This is a genomic window from Ruegeria sp. AA3, assembly GCF_056542905.1.
In genome coordinates this window covers 291625-315555 of sequence record NZ_JBQGAQ010000001.1, presented here as the reverse complement: position 1 = coordinate 315555, position 23931 = coordinate 291625, and the positions used below count along the sequence as shown (strand labels likewise).

Here is a 23931-nt window from a genome sequence, read left to right as displayed (position 1 = left end):
GGCTTGCGACCTAATAGCCAGTCATGACCCAAGCATCCCACGACCGCCTTCTGATCATCGACTTCGGCAGCCAGGTGACGCAGCTAATCGCCCGTCGCCTGCGCGAACTGAATGTCTATTGCGAAATTCATCCTTATCAGAACGTCACGATGGACTTTGTCCGACAGATGGCCCCCAAAGCTGTCATTTTCTCGGGCGGTCCGGACAGCGTTACACGAGAGGGATCGCCCCGTGCGCCACAGGAAATTTTTGACTATGGCGTGCCAATCCTAGGCATCTGCTATGGCCAGCAGGTGATGATGCAGCAACTGGGCGGCCAGGTCGAAAGCGGTCACGGCACCGCCGAATTCGGGCGTGCTTTCGTGACGCCTCAGAACCAGTTGGACATTCTTGATGGCTGGTTCGCAGAGGGTGATGAGCAGGTCTGGATGAGCCACGGTGACCACGTCAGTGAAATCGCGCCGGGCTTTGAAGTCTTTGGCACCTCACCCAACGCGCCCTATGCCATAACGGCAGACCCGTCGCGTCATTTCTATGCCGTGCAATTCCACCCGGAAGTGCACCACACTCCCAAGGGGGCCAAACTATATGAGAATTTCGTCAAACTGGCAGGATTCTCGGGCGACTGGACCATGGGCGCGTATCGCGAGCAAATGATCGAGAAAATCCGCGAGCAGGTCGGGGACAAAAAAGTCATTTGCGGTCTCTCAGGTGGCGTCGACAGTTCGGTCGCGGCAATCCTGATCCACGAGGCAATCGGTGATCAGTTGACTTGTGTCTTCGTTGACCATGGCCTGCTGCGCAAGAACGAAGCGACCGAGGTCGTCGGAATGTTCCGCGACAATTACAATATCCAGCTGATTCATGCTGACGAGAGCGAGTTGTTTCTGGGCGAGCTGGACGGGCAAAGCGATCCTGAAACCAAACGGAAAATCATCGGCAAACTGTTCATCGATGTTTTTCAGAAACACGCTGACACCATTGATGGTGCCGAGTTTCTGGCACAAGGCACCCTGTATCCCGATGTGATTGAATCCGTTTCGTTCTCTGGTGGTCCCTCGGTCACCATTAAATCGCACCACAATGTGGGCGGGTTGCCCGAGAAAATGGGCCTGAAGCTTGTCGAACCCCTGCGAGAACTGTTCAAGGATGAAGTTCGCGCCTTGGGTCGCGAGTTGGGTCTGCCCGACAGTTTCATCGGTCGCCACCCCTTCCCCGGCCCCGGCCTTGCAATCCGTTGCCCTGGAGAAATCACTCGCGAAAAGCTCGACATTCTGCGCGAAGCCGACGCTATCTATATCGATCAAATCCGCAAACATGGGCTATACGACGAGATCTGGCAGGCCTTTGTCGCCATTCTTCCGGTGCGAACAGTCGGCGTGATGGGTGATGGACGGACATATGATTATGCCTGCGCACTGCGCGCGGTGACATCGGTCGACGGCATGACCGCTGATTACTATCCGTTCAGTCACGAGTTCCTAGGTGAAACGGCAACACGCATCATCAACGAAGTCAAAGGCATCAACCGATGCACGTACGACATCACTTCGAAACCGCCCGGTACCATCGAGTGGGAATAAACGCTCACACGCAAAGCACAAAAATTCTGACACGGCTATTATTCGTTGCGTTGCCTCGTGAAACACCATTAAGTCGGCCTGTCATACGTCGGGACGTAAACCAAGTTTCATGAGCAGCAACTCAATGCAGATCGGCAAGGCCGCGCTCTGGATGACCGGAGCAATCGCCTCGTTTTCATCGATGGCAATTGCCGGACGCGAACTTAGCGTAACTCATGATACTTTTGAGATCATGTTCTATCGCAGCCTCGTCGGGATCTGCATAGTCGCTTTTTTTCTGACTATATCGCGCAAATGGCATCAAGTCTCGACACGGCGATTAGATTTGCATGGCGTTCGAAATGTACTGCATTTTACGGGGCAAAACCTCTGGTTCTATGCGGTGACGGTCATTCCTCTTGCGCAGGTCTTCGCGCTGGAGTTTACCCAACCGATCTGGGTGATACTCCTCTCACCATTGCTGTTGAAAGAAAGGTTGACTGCGCTTCGGTTGACCTCAGCACTAATCGGATTTGCCGGAATACTCATTGTGGCACGTCCTGGCGCGGCCTCGATCAGCCCAGGAGTGATTGCCGCAGCATTGTCCGCTTTGTTCTTCGCTCTGACGACGATATCGACGAAAACCCTTACTCGGTTCGCGAGCATCGGTTGCATCATGTTTTGGCTGACTCTGATTCAGGCGGGCCTTGGATTCATCGCATCGGCCTATGACGGACAGATCTCATTACCTAGCGTAAATACAGCGCCGTTTCTTCTGCTGGTCGGCGTGGCTGGTCTATTTGCGCATTATTGTATCACCAATGCTCTCGCGATTGCTCCGGCAACAATCGTAGTACCCTTTGATTTTGCACGCCTTCCGACCATCGCGATAGTGGGCATGATCCTTTATCATGAACCGCTGGACCAGTGGACGCTCCTGGGTGCGGCAGTCATCTTTGCGGGGATTTTCCTGAACGTCTGGTCAGAAAATCGTAACAAATCCGCAACACCCGTGCAGCGTGCGCAAACCGAGTAACGTTCCGTCACCAATTGACCAAAATTTAAAGTTTAAGACAGTAAAAGCCGGTAACAAGGCCGGGTGCGTTTGATGGGATGAGCATTACAGGCCGCAGGACAGTGTAGGGAGAAGTATATGAAACGATCGTTGTTTCACGCATGCGCGTTGTGCATCGGGGCAACCAGTGTGCAGGCAGGTGGCCTAGATCGTAGCGGTCAGGGCGTTAACATTCTGTTTGAAGAAGGATCTGCCGTTCAGTTTCGACTGGGCTATACCAAGCCTGATGTCAGTGGCTCAATGGAAGACCAGATTCCAGGCAGCCCTACATTTGGTCAACAAGTCGACTCTGGCAATGTCTCGAACAGCTTCTTCACGCCACATCTGGCCTACAAGACTTCGTTAACAGAGAAACTCGACTTCGCCTTGGTCTATGATCAGCCCTTCGGTGCAGATATCGATTATTCGGCGGATTATCCGCTATCCCAGAACGTATTGGCGCTTGCGGGTCTTCCCGGCACCACCACCGACGTTCTTCGCGCCGAGGCTGATACAGACGCGATTACAGCGCTGCTGCGTTACAAATTGGACAATGGTTTTAGCGTAATTGGTGGCGTGAGGGCACAGCGCCTGAAAGCAAGCGTTTCAGTACCAATCGCTGGCGCAGGTGCCACGCCCACAGCTGGTGCATACCGTGTTGAAACAGACGCAGAGATTGACTTTGGATATGTTGTTGGCGTCGCTTGGGAGCGTCCGGATATCGCCGCGCGCGTAGCTCTGACTTACAACTCGAAGATTACTCACGATCTTTCACAGACTGAATCGAACGACGTAATAAATGGATTCATCTTTCCACCGGGCATCCCAACTGTAGGTCGTGTAAGCGCTGACTCATCGACCGAAGTCATAACACCTCAATCCGTCAATCTGGACTTCCAGACAGGTGTCGCGCCTAAAACATTGCTGTTCGGCTCGGTGCGCTGGGTTGACTGGCCACAAACCGTTTACGCACCGCCCGTTTATACCGGCCTGACAGGTATAAACCTCGTCGACTATGAAGAAGCAACTTGGACCTACTCGCTTGGTTTGGGCTACCAGTTCACCGACGAATTCTCGGGTGCCGTAACTCTCGGTTACGAAAGTTCGCAAGGGAATTCGGTTTCCAACCTCGGACCGACAGATGGTTTCTGGAGCATCGGTCTGGGTGGCACCTATTCGCTTGAGAAAGCTAAAATCTCCGGCGGTGTGCGCTATACCGACATCGGTGATGCCACGGCAAACGGCACCGGTCCCGACAACCGCGCCACTTTCACCGGCAACAGTGCATGGAGCGTTGGTATTCAGGTGACTTACGCCCTGGATTGATCCCAGCGGCAGCAAACACATCGGAAAGCCCCGCCTTGGTATGGTGGGGCTTTTCCATTTACACGTCTTCTTTTTAATACGGAACACAGCAGCACAATTGACGCCGCGATCAGCCCGATTTAGCTAATGCAAAACAAGGGATGGTGGCGCATGATCTACAACTCGGCAAAGGACTGGCGCGACGCTGCGCGAAAGAAAGTACTGTTCTTCGGTATGTCCGGGTTGGGGAAATCCTATGTCTCGAACACTCTTCGGGATGCAGGTGATTGGTTCCACTACTCGATCGATTACCGGATCGGGACACGCTACATGGGCGAATACATCGCCGACAACGCCAAGGCCGAAGCGATGAGAGTGCCTTTTCTGCGCGAGCTTCTGCTATCGGATTCGATCTATATCGGATCGAACATCACGTTCGAAAACCTGACCCCCGTCTCCGCCTATCTGGGCAAACCCGGCAATCCCGCGCTTGGTGGACTTGAAATCTCGGAATACCGGCTTCGCCAGGAACAGTTCCGACTGGCAGAGATTCACGCCCTGTTGGATACCAAGTATTTTATCGACCGAGCCGAGCGCCTGTACAGCTATCCGCATTTTATCTGCGATACCGGTGGCTCTATCTGCGAGTGGGTCGAACCCGAAGATCCGAACGACCAGGTCCTGTCCGAACTGTCGCGCCAGACGCTGATGATCTGGATCAAGGGCGACGAGGCCCATACTGAGGAATTGGTAAAACGCTTCGACAAGGCCCCGAAGCCCATGTCTTACCAAGCCGAGTTCCTGCAGCGGGTCTGGGATGAATACCTTGCCCTTAACGACTGCCAAGGTTCCGCGGTCGATCCGGACGCGTTCATACGTTGGACCTATGCGCAAGCCCTGGCGCACCGACAACCGAGATATGAAGCGATGGCACGAAACTGGGGCGTCACAATCGCCGCCGACGATATCGCCAAGGTCCGCGACAGCAGTGATTTCGATGAGTTGATCGAACGCACCCTTGAGACCCGCGCCAACCCCGCCTAAGTTCCAGACTTCTTTCGCAGTTTCAACAGCGTGACCAAATGCCGATCAAAATTCCTTCCGACCTGCCCGCCTTTGACGTCCTGACCAATGAGGGCGTCATGGTCATGGCCGAAGATCAGGCCGCACGGCAGGATATTCGCCCCTTGCGGATCGGCCTGTTGAATCTGATGCCCAAGAAAATTCAGACCGAAAACCAGTTTGCGCGTCTGATCGGGGCGACACCTTTGCAGATCGAACTTTCGCTGATTCGTATGACCGAGCATCAGACCAAAAACACCGCTGCCGAGCATATGGCCGAATTCTACCATCCTTTTCAGGAGGTAAAGGACCAGAAATTTGATGGGTTGATCATTACGGGTGCCCCAATCGAGCACCTTGATTTCGCTGATGTCACCTATTGGGACGAAATCCGTGAAGTGTTCGAGTGGACGCAAACCAATGTGCATTCCACCTTCGGCGTCTGTTGGGGTGGCATGGCCATGATCAACCATTTTCACGATGTCAAAAAACATATGCTGAATGCAAAGGCCTTCGGGTGTTTCCGGCATCGAAATCTTGCGCCAGCATCGCCATTTTTACGTGGTTTTTCTGACGATTGCGTGATCCCTGTAAGCCGCTGGACCGAGATGCGGCAGTATGAAATTGACGCGGTACCTGATCTGATCACACTGCTTGGCAGCGATGATGTGGGCCCCTGCCTGATCGAAGATCCAGCACATCGGGCGCTCTATATCTTCAATCATTTCGAGTATGACAGCGACACTCTTAAGCAGGAATATGACCGGGACGTTGCCAACGGTACACCGATCAATGTCCCAATAAATTACTATCCAGACGATGATCCAAGCCAGCATCCGCAGAACCGCTGGCGCAGTCACGCACATCTGCTTTATGGCAACTGGATCAATTCCATCTATCAGACAACCCCCTTTGATTTGGAAAAAATTGGCCAGTAAACTCTTGATAACAATTGGCATTGCGCTAGCAGCCGTTGCCATAGTCACTGCCTGGCGTGGTACGCAACGCGAAAGCAGTGCCGAAGCTTCGTTTCCTGCTGAAGGTCAGATCCTGGATGTCGATGGTATCTCTGTACATGCCGTCGTCATGGGCGAAGGTCCAGATGTCGTGCTGATCCACGGTTCCAGCGGGAATACGCGCGACATGACATTTGCGTTGGCACCGATCTTAGCAGAAAGCTATCGGGTCATCGTATTCGATCGCCCCGGACTGGGTTATTCTGAAAGCTTTAACCCAGACGGAGAAACCATTGTTGAACAAGCAGAAATCCTACAGAAAGCTGCCTCAGAACTTGGTGCTGAAAAACCCGTTGTTGCTGGGCAAAGCTATGGCGGGTCAGTCGCACTTGCCTGGGCGGTTACACGGCCTGACAATATCGCCGCCCTCGTATTGATCGCTCCTGCAGCTATCCCCTGGGAGACGCCATTGGACGCATTCAACACAATGGGCGCAACAACCATCGGCAACGCACTTGGCCTGCCGTTGGTCAGCGCCTTCGTTCCTGACTGGTTTGTTTCGAAAGCACTGGATCAGGTTTTTGCGCCGCAAGTAGCCCCCGAAGGTTATGCGGAACATTTCGGCCCCGGTCTGACCATGCGCCGCGCATCGATGCATGCTAATGCCAAACAGCGAGCAAATCTGCTGGACGAAATCACCGAACTTCAACCTCGCTATAACGAGATTACGGTTCCAACTGAAATAGTCCACGGCACCGCCGATACGACCGTTGGGCTGGATTGGCATTCTGAGCGCCTGATAGAGCAAATACCAAGTGCGGAGTTGGTCGAACTGAACGGTATCGGTCACATGCCTCAGGTAGTTGCCGCCCCAGAGGTCGCAGCCGCAATCGACCGTGCCGCCGCACGTGCGGGTTTGCGTTAACCCCATCCGTAATCCATAGTAAGTTATGGATTTTATGGCGAGGCCGCACATGACCAAATCAGAACATGGCGCTATCGAGAGCTATTTTCGCAATGACGCGCCCAAGACTGTTCAATCGGTCATTGAGCAGGCCAAAAAAGGAGAAATTCTGAACCCGACCTACCCTTACCCGAAAAAGATGAAGGGCAAGGATTATGACGAGCAGATGCAGGGTTTGCAGATCGAACTGGTCAAGATGCAGCGGTGGGTCAAGAACACCGATCAGCGTGTCGCAATACTGTTCGAAGGGCGTGACGCAGCCGGGAAAGGTGGGACAATCAAAAGGTTCCGCGAAAACCTTAATCCACGGGGCGCGCGCAATGTTGCACTTAGCAAACCATCAGATGCTGAACGCAGCCAGTGGTATTTTCAACGCTATATTTCACATCTGCCCTCTGCCGGAGAAATCGTGTTCTTTGATCGCAGCTGGTATAACCGGGGCGTCGTTGAAAACGTCTTTGGTTTTTGCACAACAGATGAGCGTGAGCGGTTCTTCAGACAGGTTCTGCCTCTGGAAATGGGGTTCAAGAATGACGGGATCCACATGTTCAAGTTCTGGCTGAATGTAGGTCGCTCAGAACAACTGAACCGCTTTCTAGCCCGCGAGACCGACCCTTTGAAGCAGTGGAAACTCAGCCCAATCGACATAGCTGGCCTGCACAAGTGGGACGAATACAGCCAATCAATTTCCGAAACGCTGACCCGCAGCCATTCCGAAGATTGCCCCTGGACGATCATACGGTCCGATGACAAAAAACGCGCTCGCCTGGCCGCCATTCGCACAGTGCTCAGCGGGTTGGATTATGATGGCAAAGATGCCGACGTGGTTGGCGAGCCAGACAAAACGATCAGTGGTGGACCGGAAATCTGGGATGCCTGAACTTGCTATGGGGCAATACACGAACTGCGCTGGATTAGGTCATGACCTGTGCATATATACCCGTATAAGCACTTGAGGACGGGATGACAAAGCGCGGATATCACCATGGAAATCTGAAGCAGGCCCTGATCGAGGCTGCCCTGTCTCTGATTGAACAAAAAGGTCCGACCGGATTTACACTGTCCGAGGCCGCCAAGACGGCTGGGGTGACGCCCGCAGCGGTCTATCGACATTATGAAGGGCGCGAAGATCTGATTGCTGAGGCCGCGCGACAGGGCTTTGAGATGTTCGCTGACCTGATGCAATTTGCCTATGATAAGGGGCAACCGTCGGCACTGGCAGCATTTGAAGCCACTGGGCGCGCCTATCTAGCCTTTGCGCGCAAGCACCCAGGCCACTACATCGCGATGTTCGAAAGCGGCATATCTCTGAACCGAACGCCCGAGTTGGCCCTCGCCGCCAATCGCGCAAAAAATGTGCTGGAAAAAGCTGCTGGCGATTTGTCTCAACACATACCGCCAGAGAAAAGACCCCCTGCTTCGATGTTCAGTGCTCACATTTGGGCGATGAGTCACGGTGTCGTTGAACTTTATGCGCGCAATACCGGTGCAAGCTCTCCCTTCCCTCCTGAAGACCTTTTGGAAAGCGGGATCGGTATCTACCTACGCGGTTTGGGGCTAGTCGCGCAGGACGAATAACAGGATTGCCAATTCCAGAGCATGTCAATCTGCTGTCAGGGGCGCATTGTCCCGCTCCATAACTACACCAGCGGCTTTCATCGCTTCGACAAGTGCGTCGACCGGTTGTGGCTGTTGGAAAACCCGCCGTTTTAAGGTTTCCAGTGGAAAATCGGGCCAGGTCTTTTGGTAAACACTTGCGAGCCGACGCGCCTCAGTCTGCTCTCCGTTGTTCCAGCGCGCCGCCATCAGATATGCCGCGGAAATCGGGCCGAAGGGGCCACCACGCGCGATAGTATCTTCGTAGCTTCGAATCGCGGCCGTAAAATCACCAGAATGAAATTGAGCTGACCCGAGCACATTCCCGAACACAAGCGCACCGCTGCTTTCTGCCAGTTTTTCATATCGCTCTGATTGCGAAATGATATACGTAAAGTTCATTGTGTAGAGCGAGATTAGCGCATCAAATTCAGCTATATGTGGATCTGTTGGTGCAAGATCGACCGCCCTGCGGGACAACGCCGTAGCCTTGTCGTAGTTCCCCAACCCGAATTCCAACCAGGCGCGCGATGAAAGTGCCCATGCCGCATCCGGCTCGATTTCCAGCGCATGAGCACTGTTTTCGTCTGCCACAGCAAGCATATCAGTGGCTGCAGGATCGGTAGACTGAAGAATGGCAAGCATGGTTTCGACCTGAGCGGCCCCCGCGTACCCGCAGAAATATAGCGGATCACGCTCAATCGCGGTTTTAAAGATCAATAACGCGGGTTTCAGGCGCGGCAAGTTAACAACCGGAAACATCACATCCTGTCCGGCACTACACAGATTCATCGCCTCGACCCGCGCCGGAGACACGTCATAGATCGCGGACTGCTCGGCTTTTACATCGCTCGATGGCCATTGCTTTGTAAGGACGGTGCCTCCGACGCCACCCAGCGCAACAAGGGTGATAGCCATCGCCGACATCACACTTATACGCCACAGATTTGTTAACTTTCGGTACTGGCGCGTACCCGGTCTGAACTCTGGTGCATAACGACCAACGGGCAGCGATATCATGATCGGATCAGACGCTCCCGCTCCACCGTAATAGGCCTTCAACTTTCGTCGCATCCGGCCAGCATCTACCCGCACAACACCTTCTCGTTTTGTCAGCTCGTCTGCGCCGTAGCCATAAACATCCATCGCAATCGTTTTTGCGCGAATTTCATCGGTGCGCCCGGCAAGAGCTTCGTCGACGACATAGGTCAGGAAAGATCGCATTCGGGCCGATCCCTTAAATCCTGCCGAGTCTAAAACACGCTCAAGCGCAGCACGTACATCATCAGCAGAGAAGTTACGCTTATTGTCGTCTTGCTTCCCATCCCCCATGCCGGTCAAGAACTATCCTTTCACAATAAGGACTTGTGGCCATGTTGCTACCGTAGCATGCGGCTTATTACGTTCAAGAAAATTCCTGCGGAGCGCATGCTGACCGAGCAACCAGCTTCGAAAGTGCTGCCGATGGCCGATAGTGATTTCATTGAGGATCAGTTCCCTGAACACGCTAACCTTCTGCAAAGTTTACGCATCGAGGACAGTGAATTTGACCGGATATGTCTGGATTACCAAGAGATCTTTACTGAAATCGCTCTTTTGCAGCACTCAAACACGCCTCAGCAATCTCGGTTCCTGGCCGATTTGGCCGAAACCCTCGCCGATCTGCGTTGCAGTATCGAAACCAGAATAGTTGAAGCACAAAACATGCCTCAGAATTTTGGCAAACCCGGAGATTAAAATGAAACTAATACCCATCCTGTCTTCGTTAATTCTGACCACCGGAGCGGCATTTGCCCAGCAGTCTCCGATCATTCACGACGGCGAGTTCAATTATCTGCGCGCTCAATTCGGCGATGCGTGGGACGCACAGGATGCCGAGATCGACGCAAAGTTAGCCGAAATTCGCGAGGCCAACGGCGGCAGTCCACCCAATTTTCTGTACATTCTGATCGATGACATCAGTTTTGGTCAAATGGGTGACCGCAAGATGAACTACGTTATGGGCATCGAGACACCTAGTATCAACCAGTTCGCCACCGAAGGCCTATCGTTGATGCGCATGTATACCGAGCCATCCTGCACACCGACGCGGACTGCCATGCTTACAGGTCGCCACCCTGTCCGCGCCGGGGTATCAGAAGTCAAAGTTGCGCTGGTAGGCGAAGGCCTGCCTGCCAGTGAAGTAACCCTGCCCGAGATATTGAAGGAAGTTGGCTACAACACCGTACATGTCGGCAAATGGCATCAAGGCGATATCGAACAGGCCTACCCGCACAATCAGGGCTTCGACTGGGCAGCGTTTCCCCTGCATCAACAGGTTCAACTAAGCCTTATGACCCCCGAGGCGATGCGTGCGAACGCCATGCTTGGATATGTGCCCGAAGGGCAAAACAATCAGTTTCTTCTGGACGAACGTTTCAAGCCATACGGGTTGGTGACCGGTGTCGAGGCCGAAGCAGGCGGCACTGCCCGTGAGGTGGACATGTCACCGGGGGAGATCTGGACCCAGGCCAAGTACGAAGAGATGAACGAGCGATATCAACGTCAGGCCCTTGAGCAGCTAGAACGTGCTGCAGCCGAAGAAGAACCGTTTTTTCTGCAATATTGGCCTCTCTACCCCCTTAATTTCGTCTATGCGGATAAGGCCCTCTCTCGCAATGGTGGCTTCCACGCTGATAAACTGCAGTTATTGGATGGGTGGATCGGTGATCTTCTGACCAAGCTTGAAGAGACCGGAGAAGCCGACAATACGATTGTGGTACTGATGGCTGACAATGGGCTGATGTACCACTACGAGGGGACCTCGGGCCTTAATCAGCTGATCTATCGCGGTGGTAAGACCCAACATCTAGAAGGCGGCGTACGCACGGACGCTTTCATACGCTGGCCCGGCGTGATCGAAGCGGACAGCGCAGCCGGTGATATCTTTCACGTGTCGGATATCTACACCACCATGGCGCGGATTGCAGGTGCGACTGATCATATCCCACGTGACCGCATCATCGACGGGATCGATCAGACGGCGCTGTTGCTGAATGGTGAAGGTCATGGTCGACGCGACTATGTGTATGTCTACGAAGGCCCTGTTCTGCGCTCAGTTGTCAAACAGGAGTTCAAGATGCACCTGCCCGCGCCCGGCCAACCCGGTGCGGCGGCCCCGACCTTCAACATCTATCGCGATCCACGTGAACTGCACCCGTTGGTTGGGTACTCGCTGTGGGCCGGAGCTTCGTTTCAGGACATGATCAAACGCCATCAAAAAATGATCGCCAAACATCCGCATTCCGAGATCGGGCGAGGCATCCCTTATGAGGGTATCGACAACCTGCGCCCTGAATCCGAACTGACGCGCGATGTGTTCATGGGCTGGCAGAATTGAAATCTACAGAAAATCTTGTTTACATATGATAATGTTTAAATGTGAAGGCAACTGCAGAAGCGTTTGCCTTCCACCAAGCAGATGACCGGGGGATATGGGATGAAGATTTCAGGGGTATTGGCTTTGTTTGTCAGCCTTGCAGCGCAGGCCGCGTCGGCACAAGACAATCCAATCCAACACGATGCCGAGTTTTACATTCTGCAAGCACAACACGCAGAACAATGGGCGCAGGATGATACCGCTGTTGATGATGCTCTGACCGCTTTTCGTGGCCGTAACAATGGGCAGCCCCCGAACATAATCAGCGTTCTGATCGACGATATGGGCTTCGGCGACATGGGCATACCCGAACTCAACGCGGTGCGAGGTTATGAGACGCCGAATATCAACGACTTTTCGGATCAGGCCATGCGAATGGTGCGCATGTATACTGAACCTTCGTGCACGCCGACCCGCGTGGCGCAGATGACCGGGCGGTTGCCCGTACGCATGGGTATGGGCGATACCACGGTGGACATTGCCGGGTTCGGCTTGCCGGAAAACGAGGTCACCCTGGCCGAGATTCTAAAACAGGCGGGTTACGCGACCAGCCATGTCGGCAAATGGCACATGGGTGATATCGCCGAAAGTTGGGCAATGAATCAGGGATTTGATTATGCCCAGCACGCCATCCACCAACAGGGCCAGCTGACGATCTTCAATGATGATGCGATCAAAGAACAGGTCTCGGTCGCAATCCAGGACTATGACGACAAATACACGCTGGACGGCTGGTTCCGGCCAGACTCGGCCGCGATGATGACGGTCATCGAAGGGGAAACCGGCGGGCCTATCCGCGAAATTCGTATGGAAACCGGAGAGCGCTGGAACGCTGCTAAATACGATGAGATGAACCAGGCATTTCAAGACAAGACGATGGAAGAACTGGATCGCCTCGCAGGTGGGGAAGACCCGTTTTTCCTGCAATACTGGCCGATGATCCCGCTGGACAACACCCGGGCCGGGCGATCAGGACCAGAGAGCGTGAATGGCGGTCTGTATGTGGACAAGATGCAGTTGCTGGATCAGTGGCTGGGCGATTTGTTTACGCGCATCGAAGAACTGGGCTTGACGGAAAACACCGTGGTTGTGGTGATGGGAGACAACGGCCACTTCACAAAATACGCGCCGCAATCCGGGTTCACGCCATTGATCTATGCAGGCGGCAAAGGTGACACGACCGAGGGCGGTATTCGCGTTGACGCCTTTATCCGCTGGCCCGGCATGATCGAGGCTGACGGGTTGCTCAACAGCATCATCCATGTCTCGGACCTCTATACCACGTTGTCGCGCTTTGCCGGGGCAGATCAGTATATTCCGCGGGATCGTCTGGTAGATGGCGTGGACCAATCTGCTGCCCTGTTGTTTGCCGACGAATCCAAGGCCCGCCGCGATCATGTCATCGTCTATTCGGTAAACAAACCCGAGGCGATCGTGAAAGACCAGCTTAAGCTGAAACTGCCGGGACCTGGCGAAAGCGCTATTCTGGCAAAGTTCTTTGATCTCTACCGGGACACGCGCGAGGAATATTCAGTCTCAACCGAAGTTGGCGCCTGGGGAGGGCAGGAATTCGCACGCATCCTTGGCCGACATATGGCCCGCAAAGAGAAATTCCCCGACACCACGCCAGCCTATGGCGTGCCCTATGAGGGGATCGAGAACATACGCCCCGAAACCCAGCAAGCGGTCGAGGCTTTCCTGATCAAACGCCAATCCCCGCAGCAATAACATCGTGCAACGGAAATCACGCGCTCAAGACTTTAGGATCATGACATGATTGGACTACTTCTTTTTGCACTGGGTTTGATCGGATCACTCGGGATCGGGTTCATCTATTTCCGAGACCTTGGCGATGTTTCCCAGATGCTGCTGAAAGTGAAGCGCGAGAATATGGTGCGCTTCATCCGTCATGAATATCGCCTGATCGCCATTGGGTTGGGTGCATTTGCTGTCGCAACTCTTGTACATTTCATACTTGGTGCAGGTCCGTTCTGGCTGTGGCTGGTGTCGGCAGTGCTGGTCCTTTTCTTCTATGGATTCCCCTACGTCTGGGTTCATCTGGGGCTGAGAAACCAACTAAATACCGCGCAGTACTTCCCTATTGACGAGGCCCGTAAATACGTGGGGCCGACCGCGCCCGTGATGGTGATCGACAACAACGGCCACGCTCGTGCACACCCCGACGCGCAGATCATGCGACCGCATCTTGCCGGTAATGAAAAAGGGCTTGGTGGAGAGGACGTCGTCATGACGTATTGTGCCATGGCCAATCTCGGTCAGGGGTACACTCCAAGAATAGAGGGTAAGCGCCTGAATCTCGAGGTTCTCGCCCAGCACGGCAATAACCTGATCCTGCGCGACAACGAAAGCGGCGAGCCGATTCAGCAGATATATGGCTTTCGTGAAGCGGACCAGAACCCAAACACAGATGGCCTCGCATGCCCTCTCCGGCCCGAGGCCCAGATGAAGCCGTGGCCTACCTACCGGATGACATTTCGCGGCTTTCAGAAAGCCTACCCGGATGGAGAGGTTTTCCTGAATGAACCTTCCCCGAACCCATTGCTGCGCCTGCTTGATATGATGACCGAAATCACCTTTGGGTGGGGGATTGGCCGTCAACATCAGGAAGACGCTCCGGTGATGGACAACATGGATCGTTCAGACGACCGGTTGCCGAATAAAACCTATGTCTGGGGGATTACCATTGGGCAGGATGCCACCTGCTGGACCGATGATTTCGTCGTCGACAACGATTGGATCGTTAACGCAACAGTCGGAGGTCGGGATGTCGTCGTCAGCCTTGATCCGAAATATGAGAGTTTAGGCGTCTGGTACAATGACAGTGGGCAACCCGTGACCAAATGCGACTTTTGGGGAATGTCTGATCAAGGGCAACTACAGCGGGTCGAAACTCTGCGTGCAGGCATATTCTGGCATGTCTGGTCCGAGTTCTTTCCGAGCACTGATGTCAATCGTGTTGGCGTTGGTTCAGGCAAAACCGACGACGCGGTAGCCTGACCGCAAGTCAAAACTGCGCAGATTCTCGCTGCACAGTAACGAAAATTCGAAACAAGACCTTTAACGGGAGAGCAATAATGGGTGCGACACGAAATTGCAGAGGACCACTCCTTGGAATCTCATTGGCGGGCGCAATGGCGTCAATGGCCTCGGCCCAACAGTCTGACTGGTCATACGAGGCCTCAATCTACCTGTTCATGCCGGAAACAGAAACGTCGCTGGATACCCCGCTGGGCACATTAGATGGCACGCTAAGCTTTTCCGACGCGTTGGAGAATTTGGACTTTGCCTTTATGGCTGCATTCGGAGCGACCAATGGGCGTTGGTCATTCCTGGCAGACTACAATTATACAAATCTGTCTTTCAGCAGCGACACACCTGGCCCGGCGAGCTCGGGCTTGGACACCTCTTTCACCACTCAGTTTCTGAGCGGATATGCAGGATATCGGGTCTATGACGATCAAGACGCATATGTTGATATCGTCGGCGGCTTTAGGTGGTTCAGCACTGAAACTGAATTCGACCTGCAACCCGGTGCTGCCCCTGGGCGCCGAACAACGGTCGATGCAAGCTGGACTGATCCTGTGATTGGTGCCCGCGCACGTGTCAGGTTCTCTGACAAATGGTCTGGTACCGGGTTTATTGATTATGGCGGTTTCCGGAGCGGGAGCGAAACATGGCAAGTTCTTCTAACTGCCGACTACGCAATCAATGACCGTTGGCTGATCCGGGGTGGGTATCGCTATATCTCATTTGACCACGACATCGATGGTAACGACTTTAAGTTTGATCAATCCGGTCCGCTGTTGGGTGCTACCTACCGTTTTTGATCTGCGATAGGCAGTTTGCATTGGCTCAACCAACAAAGATTGGCGTGGCCGACAATGTTCAGCGACATAGTCGGCCATCCTGTTCTCAGTTCACATAATGCAGCGTGTCAAATTCACGACGCCATGCGGATACCTCTGACAGGATTTGTTCCCCACCCAGGCCACGCGTTATCAAATTAGCCAAACGCTCGGCATCCCCAGAGGTCATGCCCCACCGCACCAGTTCTGGTGTGCCGATACGAAGACCGTTCATATCGCCTTCCACTAACTCCACCGGCAATCCAATACCGCAAGCGAGGAACCCGCATTTGCGAAGCTGCTTAGATGCGGCCTGACCTCCTCCATATGGGGCAGCCAATACCGCGAACTGGTGAGAGTTGGTGAAACCCTGTGTTCCAGAAAAGACGGGAACACCCTTTATATCTAATGCGTTGGAGAGAGCTTTGGCCATCGCAATCATCTCGTTCGCATAGGCAGAACCATACGCTTTCCAGTCCAACATCGTGACAGCAAGCGCCGCAGTTTTGGCCGCATCGAAATTGGCGGTCATGCCAGGGAAAGCGATTGCATCCAGCGCTTTTGCGATTTCTTCGTCATCCGTTACGATCAGACCCCCAGCCGGTCCTCCGAGGCTTTTGTAAGTGCTCATGGTCATGAAATGTGCACCCTCTTTCAACGGGTTGGACCAAGCGCGCCCCGCGATGATGCCGCATTGATGGGCCGCATCGAACATAACCTTGGCACCGATTTCATCAGCTATCGCACGCACTTCGGCGACGGGATGTTCAAACAGGTTAAGACTGCCGCCGATGGTGATCAGCCTTGGTCGTTCGGTTTTTGCCAACGCTCTCAACTGATCCAGATCGACGGTATAGCCATCAGCGTTAACAGGAGCTTCGACGGTATGCAGGCCGAAGAGACCCGCGCAACCCGCCAGATGATGTGTTACATGCCCCCCAATTGATCCAGGTGGGGCTATGATAGTGTCGCCAGCTTTGCAGGTCGCCATAAAGCCATAGAGGTTGGCAATCGCCCCAGAGGGCACCCGGACTTCAGCGAACCGAGTATCAAAAACCTCGGCGCAAAGCTCCGCCGCGATAACCTCGATCTGTTCGATTGCTTCCAGACCCATTTCATATTTGTCACCGGGATAGCCCAGCGAGGGCCGCGACCCAATCCCCGAAGACAAAAGCGCCTCGGCCTTTGGGTTCATGACATTTGTGGCAGGGTTCAGGTTAAAGCACTCTTGCTCGTGTATGCGGCGGTTTTCATCTGCAAGATGCTCGATCCGCGCCATCAGGTCATCTGAAGATGCCGATGCCGCCTTTTTTGCGATATCCTGAACCAGTGCTTCGCTTGCGGTGGGCACCCAGTCTCTTTGTGCAAGTGTCATCTGACATCCTCCTAGTTTTTGCCACTTTGGCGGCTGTCGCGTGACATCGCAAAGCAGAAATGATATTTCTTGGTGTAGAAAAACTAAGGCTAGTGCAATGAGTGTTGCCCCCAAGCGCCCCAAAGGCCCTCCATTGAATGCGATGCGGGCCTTTGAAGCGGCGGCTAGAAACGTCAGCTTTGTTGCTGCAGCCGAAGAATTGAACGTCACGCCCGGGGCGATCTCGCAGCATATCAAGGCGCTGGAAGGCTGGGCCGGTACACCGCTGTTTCGACGCAACGCGCAAGGCGTTGAACTCACGCCTGAGGGGCAATCGCTTGTCCCGGTTTTCTCCGCTGCCTTTGATCAAATGGCTGATGCAGCCCGTGCCCTGCGCGACCTTAAACCAAACGCTGATTTTCATATCGCTGCCCTGCCCGCCGTTGCCCAGCTCTGGCTTCCAAAACGATTGCGACGGATCCGAGAAGAATTGCCGGAAATCAATTTCTCTGTCACCGCTATGGAAAATCCGCCCAGTCTCTCGCGAGAGATGTTTGATCTGTCGATATTTTTCGCAGTTCCTGACGGCTCGTCAAACCAAATTGCCTTGGCACAAGACGTAATCGCGCCAGTTTGCGCCCCTACACTTCTGGACCGAGCGCACTGTTCAAACAGTTTCCGAGAGATACCGATTTTGCACGACCAGACCTGGAACGACGATTGGTTCATGTGGTCCCGAAATGTGGGCTTTGATTTGCAAATTGACGCAAGCGGCCCACAGTTCTCGCTATATAGCCTTGCTGTAGAAGAAGCCAAAGCATCGGCTGGTTTGCTAATGGGGCATCTGTGTCTGATCGAAGACGCACTGGAATCCAAAACGCTTCTGTTTGCGCATTCGCGCTCTTGTCCGACAGGTCGATCTCTTGTTGTTTCGTTGCCTTCGAAGACGCGACAAAGATCTGAAACAAGTCAAGTCGTTGCGTTGTTATCAAACTAATGAAGACCAACTGGGCAGCTAAGCACCCGCTAAATTTTAGCTTGAAATAGTGGCGGAGAGACAGGGATTCGAACCCTGGAGACGGTTTCCCGCCTACACACTTTCCAGGCGTGCGCCTTCGACCACTCGGCCACCTCTCCGGTAGAGGTGACTTATGCGAATTTCTGAACCGAGCGCAAGGCCCCATTCGTAAAAACAGGTGGCTCAAAATATACGAAAGCTGGCGACAAATGGCAGATGGTCTGAAACCTCGTCCTTGAAGGCTTCGCGCCCCATATTCATCGTCCAGTGCATCGGAAATAACCGCAGGCTGCCGCGAACATAGTCGGTGGAATAGGTTCGCGAAACAGCGAACCCGTCCAGCAGGTTGGCGCGACCCTTTTCCAGAATATGCGAGAACCGGTCTTGCAAATCCCAGCACGAAACAAAGTCCATCATGTCATCCCCACCAAGATGGTGGAAATTGCTGACGTCCTGACCGGGGATCATGTTGAAATCGCCCATCAGCAGGATCGTGCGCTGAGTCAGGCCCGGTGTCTCTCGGATTTCGGCGATCTTGGCACCGATGATCTTACATTGGCTATCACGTATCTGTTGTTCAGGCCGGTCACGGCCGGATTTCAGGTGCACCGCGATCAGTTTGGCTTTGAACTTGCCGACCTGCACATCGGTGATAAGGGCCTGACGCCCTCCGGAATCATTACCTTCCGAACCGTCAATCAACTCTAGCTCCGTCACCGAAACCCCTGGTTTGTGGAGAAATCCAATGTGGATGTTGCCGTTGGGTTGCTGCAGGATCTTGACCTGATAATCCAAGCCCTTGCCCGCCAAACCCGCTGCCAACCGGTTGATATGTTCTATAGGGCTAACCTCGACCAGCGTGATCAACTCGGCATCAAGCAGGGCCAAGCCTTCAATCTGGTGGATGACCCGCTCACTATTGGCGGGTATGCCCAGACTTGTGTTAACCGGATTGAAACCCGCAAGGTTCCAAACCGCAATACGCACGAGGCTGTGTGAGAAAGTTACCATCGAAATTCCTCCTTCAAATAAAAATCAGACTACATCGAAATGTAACAATCCGATAATCACTTGGGAAAAATGCTTGATGTGTCGCGTTTAGCGACCGTCGCCATCCGCGTCTGCATCTGCGTCTCCGGCAGAGTCCAAATCATCAGCTGTCAAATCGGCAGGCTTCGCGGAAGGGGCAGTAGGAGATAGGTCTTCGTCGGGCTTAGCCTCCTCAGAATGGCCCGTCAGCACCTCAGGATTTCGCAGCCACAGATCGCGTTGAGCAAACGGAATCTCGATACCCTCTTTAACAAATCTGCGGTTGATCTCATGGTTCATGTCGGATTTGACCGATAGCACCCAGTTCACATCGCGCAGTATTGCCCGGATTTCAAAATCCAGAGAATCCGCACCAAATCCTTGAAACACGACACTCGGCGCTGGGTTGGCCAGAACCATCGGATGCCCATTGGCGATCTCACCCAAAATGGTTTCGACTTTTCGGGTGTCAGTACCGTAGGCCACGCCGACAGGAACGATCACCCGGCCAATGGTGTTGCCGCGGGTATAGTTGGTGACCACTCCGCTGATCAGGTCAGAGTTGGGGACGATCACATCCGTCCGATCAAACGTCTCGATCCGCGTGGACCTGACCGAGATATCACGAACATATCCCATCATGCCGTTGACATCGATCCAGTCGCCTTTTGAGATCGGGCGTTCGACCAGCAGGATGATCCCTGAAACAAAGTTCGACACGATGGTTTGCAGACCGAAACCGATACCAACCGACAAGGCACCAGCCACGATCGCCAAGGAGGAAAGATCAAATCCAGCTACAACAATGGCGACCAACGCCGCCAGGAATATTCCGACATAGCCGGTTCCCGATACGATGGCATTCTGCCCGCCGGGATCGATACTGGTTTTTGGCAGCAATGAGTTGCGCAACCCGCTTTGCAGAAGGCGGGTCAATGTGTATCCGATGGCAAAAACTGCGACGAAGGTGAGGAAATTACTGGGTGAAATCGTGACGCCGCCGATATCGAATCCCAGCAGCAATCGCGACCAGGCCTCGAGCAGGTCTGTCTTGCGTGCGCCCCAATACAGCGCCAGAATAGGCAGCGACAATATCGCCAGCGCAAACCCAACAAGAACCGAAAACAGAGAATCGCGCGCGGCCTCGCCCTGCCCCGATAACCAACCGTAAATCGTGGTGATAAACCGTCGTATGATCACAAGCGCCGCGATCAGAACCAGTGTTTTCACGGCTGGGAAGACGATTGCTTCGGCGGCATTGATATACCCTAATGCCGCCAGTATTGGTGTTGCAATCCCAAGTATGAACAGAGCGCGCCGCAGCAATTCAACCAACTGACTAAAACCAGCCGCTCTGCGAGACGTTTCTGAATCTGTCTGCTCTTCCTGTGGTTCTGATTGACGGATCTGACGCACACGTAGCAGCAGCAGCGCCGTAACCAATACGATCGGGAATCCAACAACCGCTCGTGTTGCGTCCGAAATATTCTCAATTTGCTCAAATAGCAAAACCAGATCATGCAAAATAAGCATGACGGCCAGTAGATCGATATAGACCCGCAGTTCTCGAATTCTGCCTGCCGACAATCGTTTGAAATTCTGAGAGGCCCCCATCAGGTAGACCTGTCGACCGATCCAGTCAAAGTAGAAGATGATGGCAGCCCAATAAGGGATATTCTGTATCAGCAACGTACCGCGCAAGCCCAGAACACCAGTCTGCACGATCGCCGTGACCAATGCCAGAACGCCCAACCAAGGCAGCAGTATGCGCAGCAGAGAGACGACGAAGGTCCAGACTCCACTTCCGTGCCCCCCCAGAGAACGCAGAAAAGCGCCCCCTTTTTCGGACCACTTGCGCCCAAATAGCAGCAATACCGCAGATATGGCCAACAGAACGAAAATGCCGAGACCACGCTCACGAATGCGCTCGTGAACGATGTCAGACCGCATGTTCGTGACGGTTTCATTGATCAGGCTCTGCGTCGCTTCCTTGACGTCGATCCAGGCAGGGCCCCAGTAAACGGGATTGAAAGGCGATGGCCCGCGTTCCAGCATCTCTTTTTTCTGACGATCGCGAATGATCCGGTCGATTTCGCTGATTAACCCGTTGGCTCGGCTGAAAGCCTCTTCCGAGATTATGCGCGGCACCCGCAAACTGTTAAGTTGCTCTTCAAGATGTGTGCGCAGCTTGGCAATATCTTCAGGCTCGGTCTCGCCGTCTGCCGGCTCCGCGCCAAGCGCCTTAAGCTGGCCCTCAAGCGTCTGAATACGATCCGTGTTTGCGCCGCGCGCCTTGTTAAAGTCTTCGCGGTAACCGTTTATTTCTGAGCGTAAATTCTCTAACGCGGCATTCGATGCCCGGTTCGCCCGGATCACAGATTCCGCCCGATCCGCCGTGCTGACCCAGCCCTGGTAATATTCACTCTGCCGGTCAGTGAGCTGGGCAGATGCGATCCCACCCAGCCCGATCAGGCAGAATAAACTTAGAAACAGAAACAGGCGGACCTGTCGCAGCATCACACGTCCTCGAATACGCCGGGAATGCTGCGCGGTGCTTCGGTCATCCAATCCGGAACAGGCAGTTCCTTTTCCCGCAGGAAGTCAGGATTGAACAGTTTGGATTGGTAGCGCGTTCCAAAGTCACACAATACGGTCACGATGGTGTGACCCGGCCCCATCTCTTTCGCGAGACGTACAGCGCCCGCGATATTGATCGCGGTTGATCCGCCCATCACCAGACCTTCTTCGCGAAGCAGATCAAAGATATAGGGCAACGCCTCATTGTCGGTGATCTGCCAGGAATGATCAGGGGTGAACCCCTCCAGGTTCTTCGTTATCCGAACCTGTCCGATGCCTTCGGCGATGGAGCCGCCCTCCATCGCGATCTCACCCGTAGTGTAATAAGAATAAAGGCCTGCCCCCATTGGATCAGCCAGTCCGATTTTTACGCCTTTGGGCTGCAAAACCTCGGCGACACCCGCTAGGGTTCCACCCGAACCGACCGCACTGACGAAGCCATCAACTTTGCCACCGGTTTGGTCCCAGATTTCAGGGCCGGTGGTTTCCACATGCGCCTGCCGGTTGGCGACATTGTCGAACTGGTTCGCCCAGATGGCACCATTGGGCTCGGTCTGGGCAAGTTCCTCAGCCAAGCGGCGGGAATAGTGCACAAAATTGTTGGGATTTCGGTAAGGCGCAGCAGGCACTTGCACAAGCTGAGCTCCGGCAAGTCGGAGCATGTCCTTCTTCTCTTCCGATTGAGTCTCAGGAATGACGATCACCGTCTTGAAACCCATTGAGGCCCCGACCAATGCCAGACCAATGCCAGTATTACCCGCCGTACCCTCGACAATTGTGCCGCCGGGCTTGAGGTCTCCGCGCGCAATTGCATCGCGGATAATGAACAACGCTGCACGGTCTTTAACGGATTGACCCGGATTCATGAACTCGGCTTTGCCGAGGATCTCGCAGCCTGTCTCTTCGCTGACGCGACGCAACCGGATCAAGGGTGTTTTACCGACCGCGTCGGCAAGGTCTTTCGCAATGCGCATGGCGTCCTCTTGTCATATGGTATTGCAGCAGATTTACAGGCGCCCTGACTTGATCACAAGCCGGGATAGTTATGCGCGCAGACGTTCGCGATTTCGCGCCAGCCAATGTGCCAACGAAAGAAGCGGTAAGTCCTTGAAAACATGGGTATCAACCATGTTCATGAATTCGTCAAACGGCAGAATTTTACTCCGAATATCTTCCCCTTCCGTGGCAAGACCACCACTTTCAACGGTCGTCGTCAGATCACCCAGCCCGACATAGAGGTAGACGTATTCGGTTGACGATCCACTGGATGTATAGGCACCGCCTGCATATTCCAGCCGAGACAGAGAAACATGCGCCTCTTCCTGTGTCTCACGATACGCTGCCTGCTCGGGTGTTTCGCCAGGGTCAATCATACCGGCGACCGGTTCCCACATCCATGGCTCGGGGTCGTCGATCAAGAACACAGGTGCGCGAAACTGCTCGACCAGCAAAACCGTATCGCGCCTGGGATCGTAAGGCAGGACGATGACTGCGGATCCTTGCATCAAGCCGCTGCGGTGCAATACAGGCCCCATCTTGCCATCATACTGACGGTGCTGCAGCTCTATCTCATCGATACCGAAATAGTTGACATAAGGGTGATTGCGTCGATGGATTACGACATCATGGTTGGTGTCCCGGGCATCTCCGGTGCTTCGCTTACGCGCTGCGAGTCTGGCCCATGCCCGTGTGCGGATCGCAGGGAAACTATTTGCAATCGTCGAGGCGTCAACACACCCATACTGAGCCATAACCTCTTGCGCCGCCAGCATCGACAAAGTGCCCCAATCGTTTTTCCATGCCTCAAAATCCCAGAGTGTGCCGGTCTTCCATGCACCCGAGTCGGGGAAGAACACCAATGCCTGATGATCCCCGTCTTCGCTGGTTTCGATCGTTTGTTGGCGCAGATCATATTCGAAGCCGCCTTCATAAAAGGCCAATCGGGCAAGCTCGTCCCTGCCCAATCCTTGCACCAATACGCCATCTGCCGTTGCGCCTTTTTCAGCAACGATCATGGGAAAAGGCTGGCCCTTTACTGAATACACCGCGTGATCAGCTAAGATTGCCGGTTTCGCCGACAATTCGTCCGCAGATTGACCCATCACGAGTTCCAGCAAAGGCGCATGGCGCAAAGTGCCGTAGAAAAACAGGTTAGACAAAGTAGGAGCCC

At 54.0% G+C, this 23931-nt stretch carries 20 protein-coding genes and 1 tRNA gene; 14 read left to right on the top strand and 7 right to left on the bottom strand.

The genetic code is table 11. The features are described 5' to 3' along the window. Window positions 1–23: 23 nt before the first annotated feature. The 8 genes from guaA (at window position 24) to ACR0JR_RS01480 (ending at window position 8481) form a co-directional block, all read left to right on the top strand. Complete coding sequence (gene guaA, locus ACR0JR_RS01515; RefSeq protein WP_480454771.1) at window positions 24–1583, top strand: glutamine-hydrolyzing GMP synthase; 1560 nt, start codon at window positions 24–26, stop codon at window positions 1581–1583. A gap of 109 nt (window positions 1584–1692) precedes the next feature. Beyond that, entirely contained in the window at window positions 1693–2598 is a 906-nt protein-coding gene (locus tag ACR0JR_RS01510) for a DMT family transporter (protein WP_480454770.1), read from the top strand. Between the two features lie 117 nt (window positions 2599–2715). Further along, entirely contained in the window at window positions 2716–3942 is a 1227-nt protein-coding gene (locus ACR0JR_RS01505; RefSeq protein ID WP_170539326.1) for an outer membrane protein transport protein, read from the top strand. A 150-nt stretch (window positions 3943–4092) separates the two neighbouring features. Then, entirely contained in the window at window positions 4093–4965 is an 873-nt protein-coding gene (locus ACR0JR_RS01500; RefSeq protein WP_480455174.1) for an ATPase, read from the top strand. Window positions 4966–5003: 38 nt separating this feature from the next. Continuing rightward, window positions 5004–5921, top strand: a complete 918-nt coding sequence (gene metA / locus ACR0JR_RS01495) for a homoserine O-acetyltransferase MetA (protein ID WP_480454769.1) — start codon at window positions 5004–5006, stop codon at window positions 5919–5921. Beyond that, window positions 5911–6864 (top strand): alpha/beta fold hydrolase, encoded by a 954-nt coding sequence (locus ACR0JR_RS01490; RefSeq protein WP_010439663.1) that lies wholly within the window; start codon window positions 5911–5913, stop codon window positions 6862–6864. The genes metA and ACR0JR_RS01490 overlap by 11 nt, the downstream gene beginning before the upstream one ends. 49 nt (window positions 6865–6913) lie before the next feature. Beyond that, window positions 6914–7783, top strand: coding sequence for a polyphosphate kinase 2 (ppk2, locus tag ACR0JR_RS01485; protein ID WP_480454768.1), 870 nt, complete (start codon window positions 6914–6916; stop codon window positions 7781–7783). 83 nt (window positions 7784–7866) lie between these two features. Beyond that, complete coding sequence (locus ACR0JR_RS01480) at window positions 7867–8481, top strand: TetR/AcrR family transcriptional regulator (RefSeq protein WP_010439657.1); 615 nt, start codon at window positions 7867–7869, stop codon at window positions 8479–8481. A gap of 24 nt (window positions 8482–8505) precedes the next feature. Here ACR0JR_RS01480 and ACR0JR_RS01475 read toward each other — a convergent pair whose 3' ends face one another. After that, complete coding sequence (locus tag ACR0JR_RS01475) at window positions 8506–9831, bottom strand: tetratricopeptide repeat protein (RefSeq protein WP_170779304.1); 1326 nt, start codon at window positions 9829–9831, stop codon at window positions 8506–8508. A 57-nt stretch (window positions 9832–9888) separates the two neighbouring features. Between ACR0JR_RS01475 and ACR0JR_RS01470 the strand changes: the two genes are divergently transcribed. The 5 genes from ACR0JR_RS01470 (at window position 9889) to ACR0JR_RS01450 (ending at window position 15765) form a co-directional block, all read left to right on the top strand. Further along, window positions 9889–10236, top strand: a complete 348-nt coding sequence (locus tag ACR0JR_RS01470; protein ID WP_480454767.1) for a hypothetical protein — start codon at window positions 9889–9891, stop codon at window positions 10234–10236. Between the two features lies 1 nt (window position 10237). Continuing rightward, a complete protein-coding gene (locus tag ACR0JR_RS01465) occupies window positions 10238–11878 on the top strand; it encodes a sulfatase-like hydrolase/transferase (protein WP_480454766.1) in 1641 nt (546 codons plus the stop codon). 81 nt (window positions 11879–11959) lie between these two features. After that, on the top strand, window positions 11960–13645 hold the full coding sequence (locus ACR0JR_RS01460; RefSeq protein WP_480454764.1) for a sulfatase-like hydrolase/transferase: 1686 nt from the start codon (window positions 11960–11962) through the stop codon (window positions 13643–13645). 45 nt (window positions 13646–13690) lie between these two features. Beyond that, a complete protein-coding gene (locus ACR0JR_RS01455; RefSeq protein ID WP_170703264.1) occupies window positions 13691–14935 on the top strand; it encodes a DUF3179 domain-containing (seleno)protein in 1245 nt (414 codons plus the stop codon). Window positions 14936–15078: 143 nt separating this feature from the next. Then, window positions 15079–15765, top strand: coding sequence for an outer membrane protein (locus tag ACR0JR_RS01450; RefSeq protein WP_480434897.1), 687 nt, complete (start codon window positions 15079–15081; stop codon window positions 15763–15765). An 85-nt stretch (window positions 15766–15850) separates the two neighbouring features. Here ACR0JR_RS01450 and ACR0JR_RS01445 read toward each other — a convergent pair whose 3' ends face one another. After that, on the bottom strand, window positions 15851–17158 hold the full coding sequence (locus ACR0JR_RS01445) for an aminotransferase class I/II-fold pyridoxal phosphate-dependent enzyme (RefSeq protein ID WP_480454763.1): 1308 nt from the start codon (window positions 17156–17158) through the stop codon (window positions 15851–15853). Window positions 17159–17255: 97 nt separating this feature from the next. Here ACR0JR_RS01445 and ACR0JR_RS01440 point away from each other — a divergent pair, with 97 nt between their 5' ends. Next, complete coding sequence (locus ACR0JR_RS01440) at window positions 17256–18134, top strand: LysR family transcriptional regulator (protein ID WP_480454762.1); 879 nt, start codon at window positions 17256–17258, stop codon at window positions 18132–18134. A gap of 50 nt (window positions 18135–18184) precedes the next feature. Here the strand turns inward: ACR0JR_RS01440 and ACR0JR_RS01435 are convergent. The 5 genes from ACR0JR_RS01435 to ACR0JR_RS01415 all read right to left on the bottom strand — a co-directional run bounded on the left by ACR0JR_RS01435 (window position 18185) and on the right by ACR0JR_RS01415 (window position 23920). Further along, a tRNA-Ser gene (locus tag ACR0JR_RS01435) sits at window positions 18185–18274 on the bottom strand. A gap of 64 nt (window positions 18275–18338) precedes the next feature. Next, a complete protein-coding gene (locus ACR0JR_RS01430; protein WP_480454761.1) occupies window positions 18339–19166 on the bottom strand; it encodes a GMP synthase in 828 nt (275 codons plus the stop codon). Between the two features lie 87 nt (window positions 19167–19253). Then, a complete protein-coding gene (locus tag ACR0JR_RS01425; protein ID WP_480454760.1) occupies window positions 19254–21701 on the bottom strand; it encodes a DUF3772 domain-containing protein in 2448 nt (815 codons plus the stop codon). Next, window positions 21701–22735: a cysteine synthase A gene (locus ACR0JR_RS01420; protein WP_010439636.1), complete on the bottom strand. Its 1035-nt coding sequence runs from the start codon at window positions 22733–22735 to the stop codon at window positions 21701–21703. Before ACR0JR_RS01420 ends, ACR0JR_RS01425 begins: the two co-directional genes overlap by 1 nt. Window positions 22736–22804: 69 nt before the next feature. Continuing rightward, a complete protein-coding gene (locus tag ACR0JR_RS01415) occupies window positions 22805–23920 on the bottom strand; it encodes an NUDIX domain-containing protein (RefSeq protein WP_480454758.1) in 1116 nt (371 codons plus the stop codon). Between the last annotated feature and the right edge of the window lie 11 nt (window positions 23921–23931).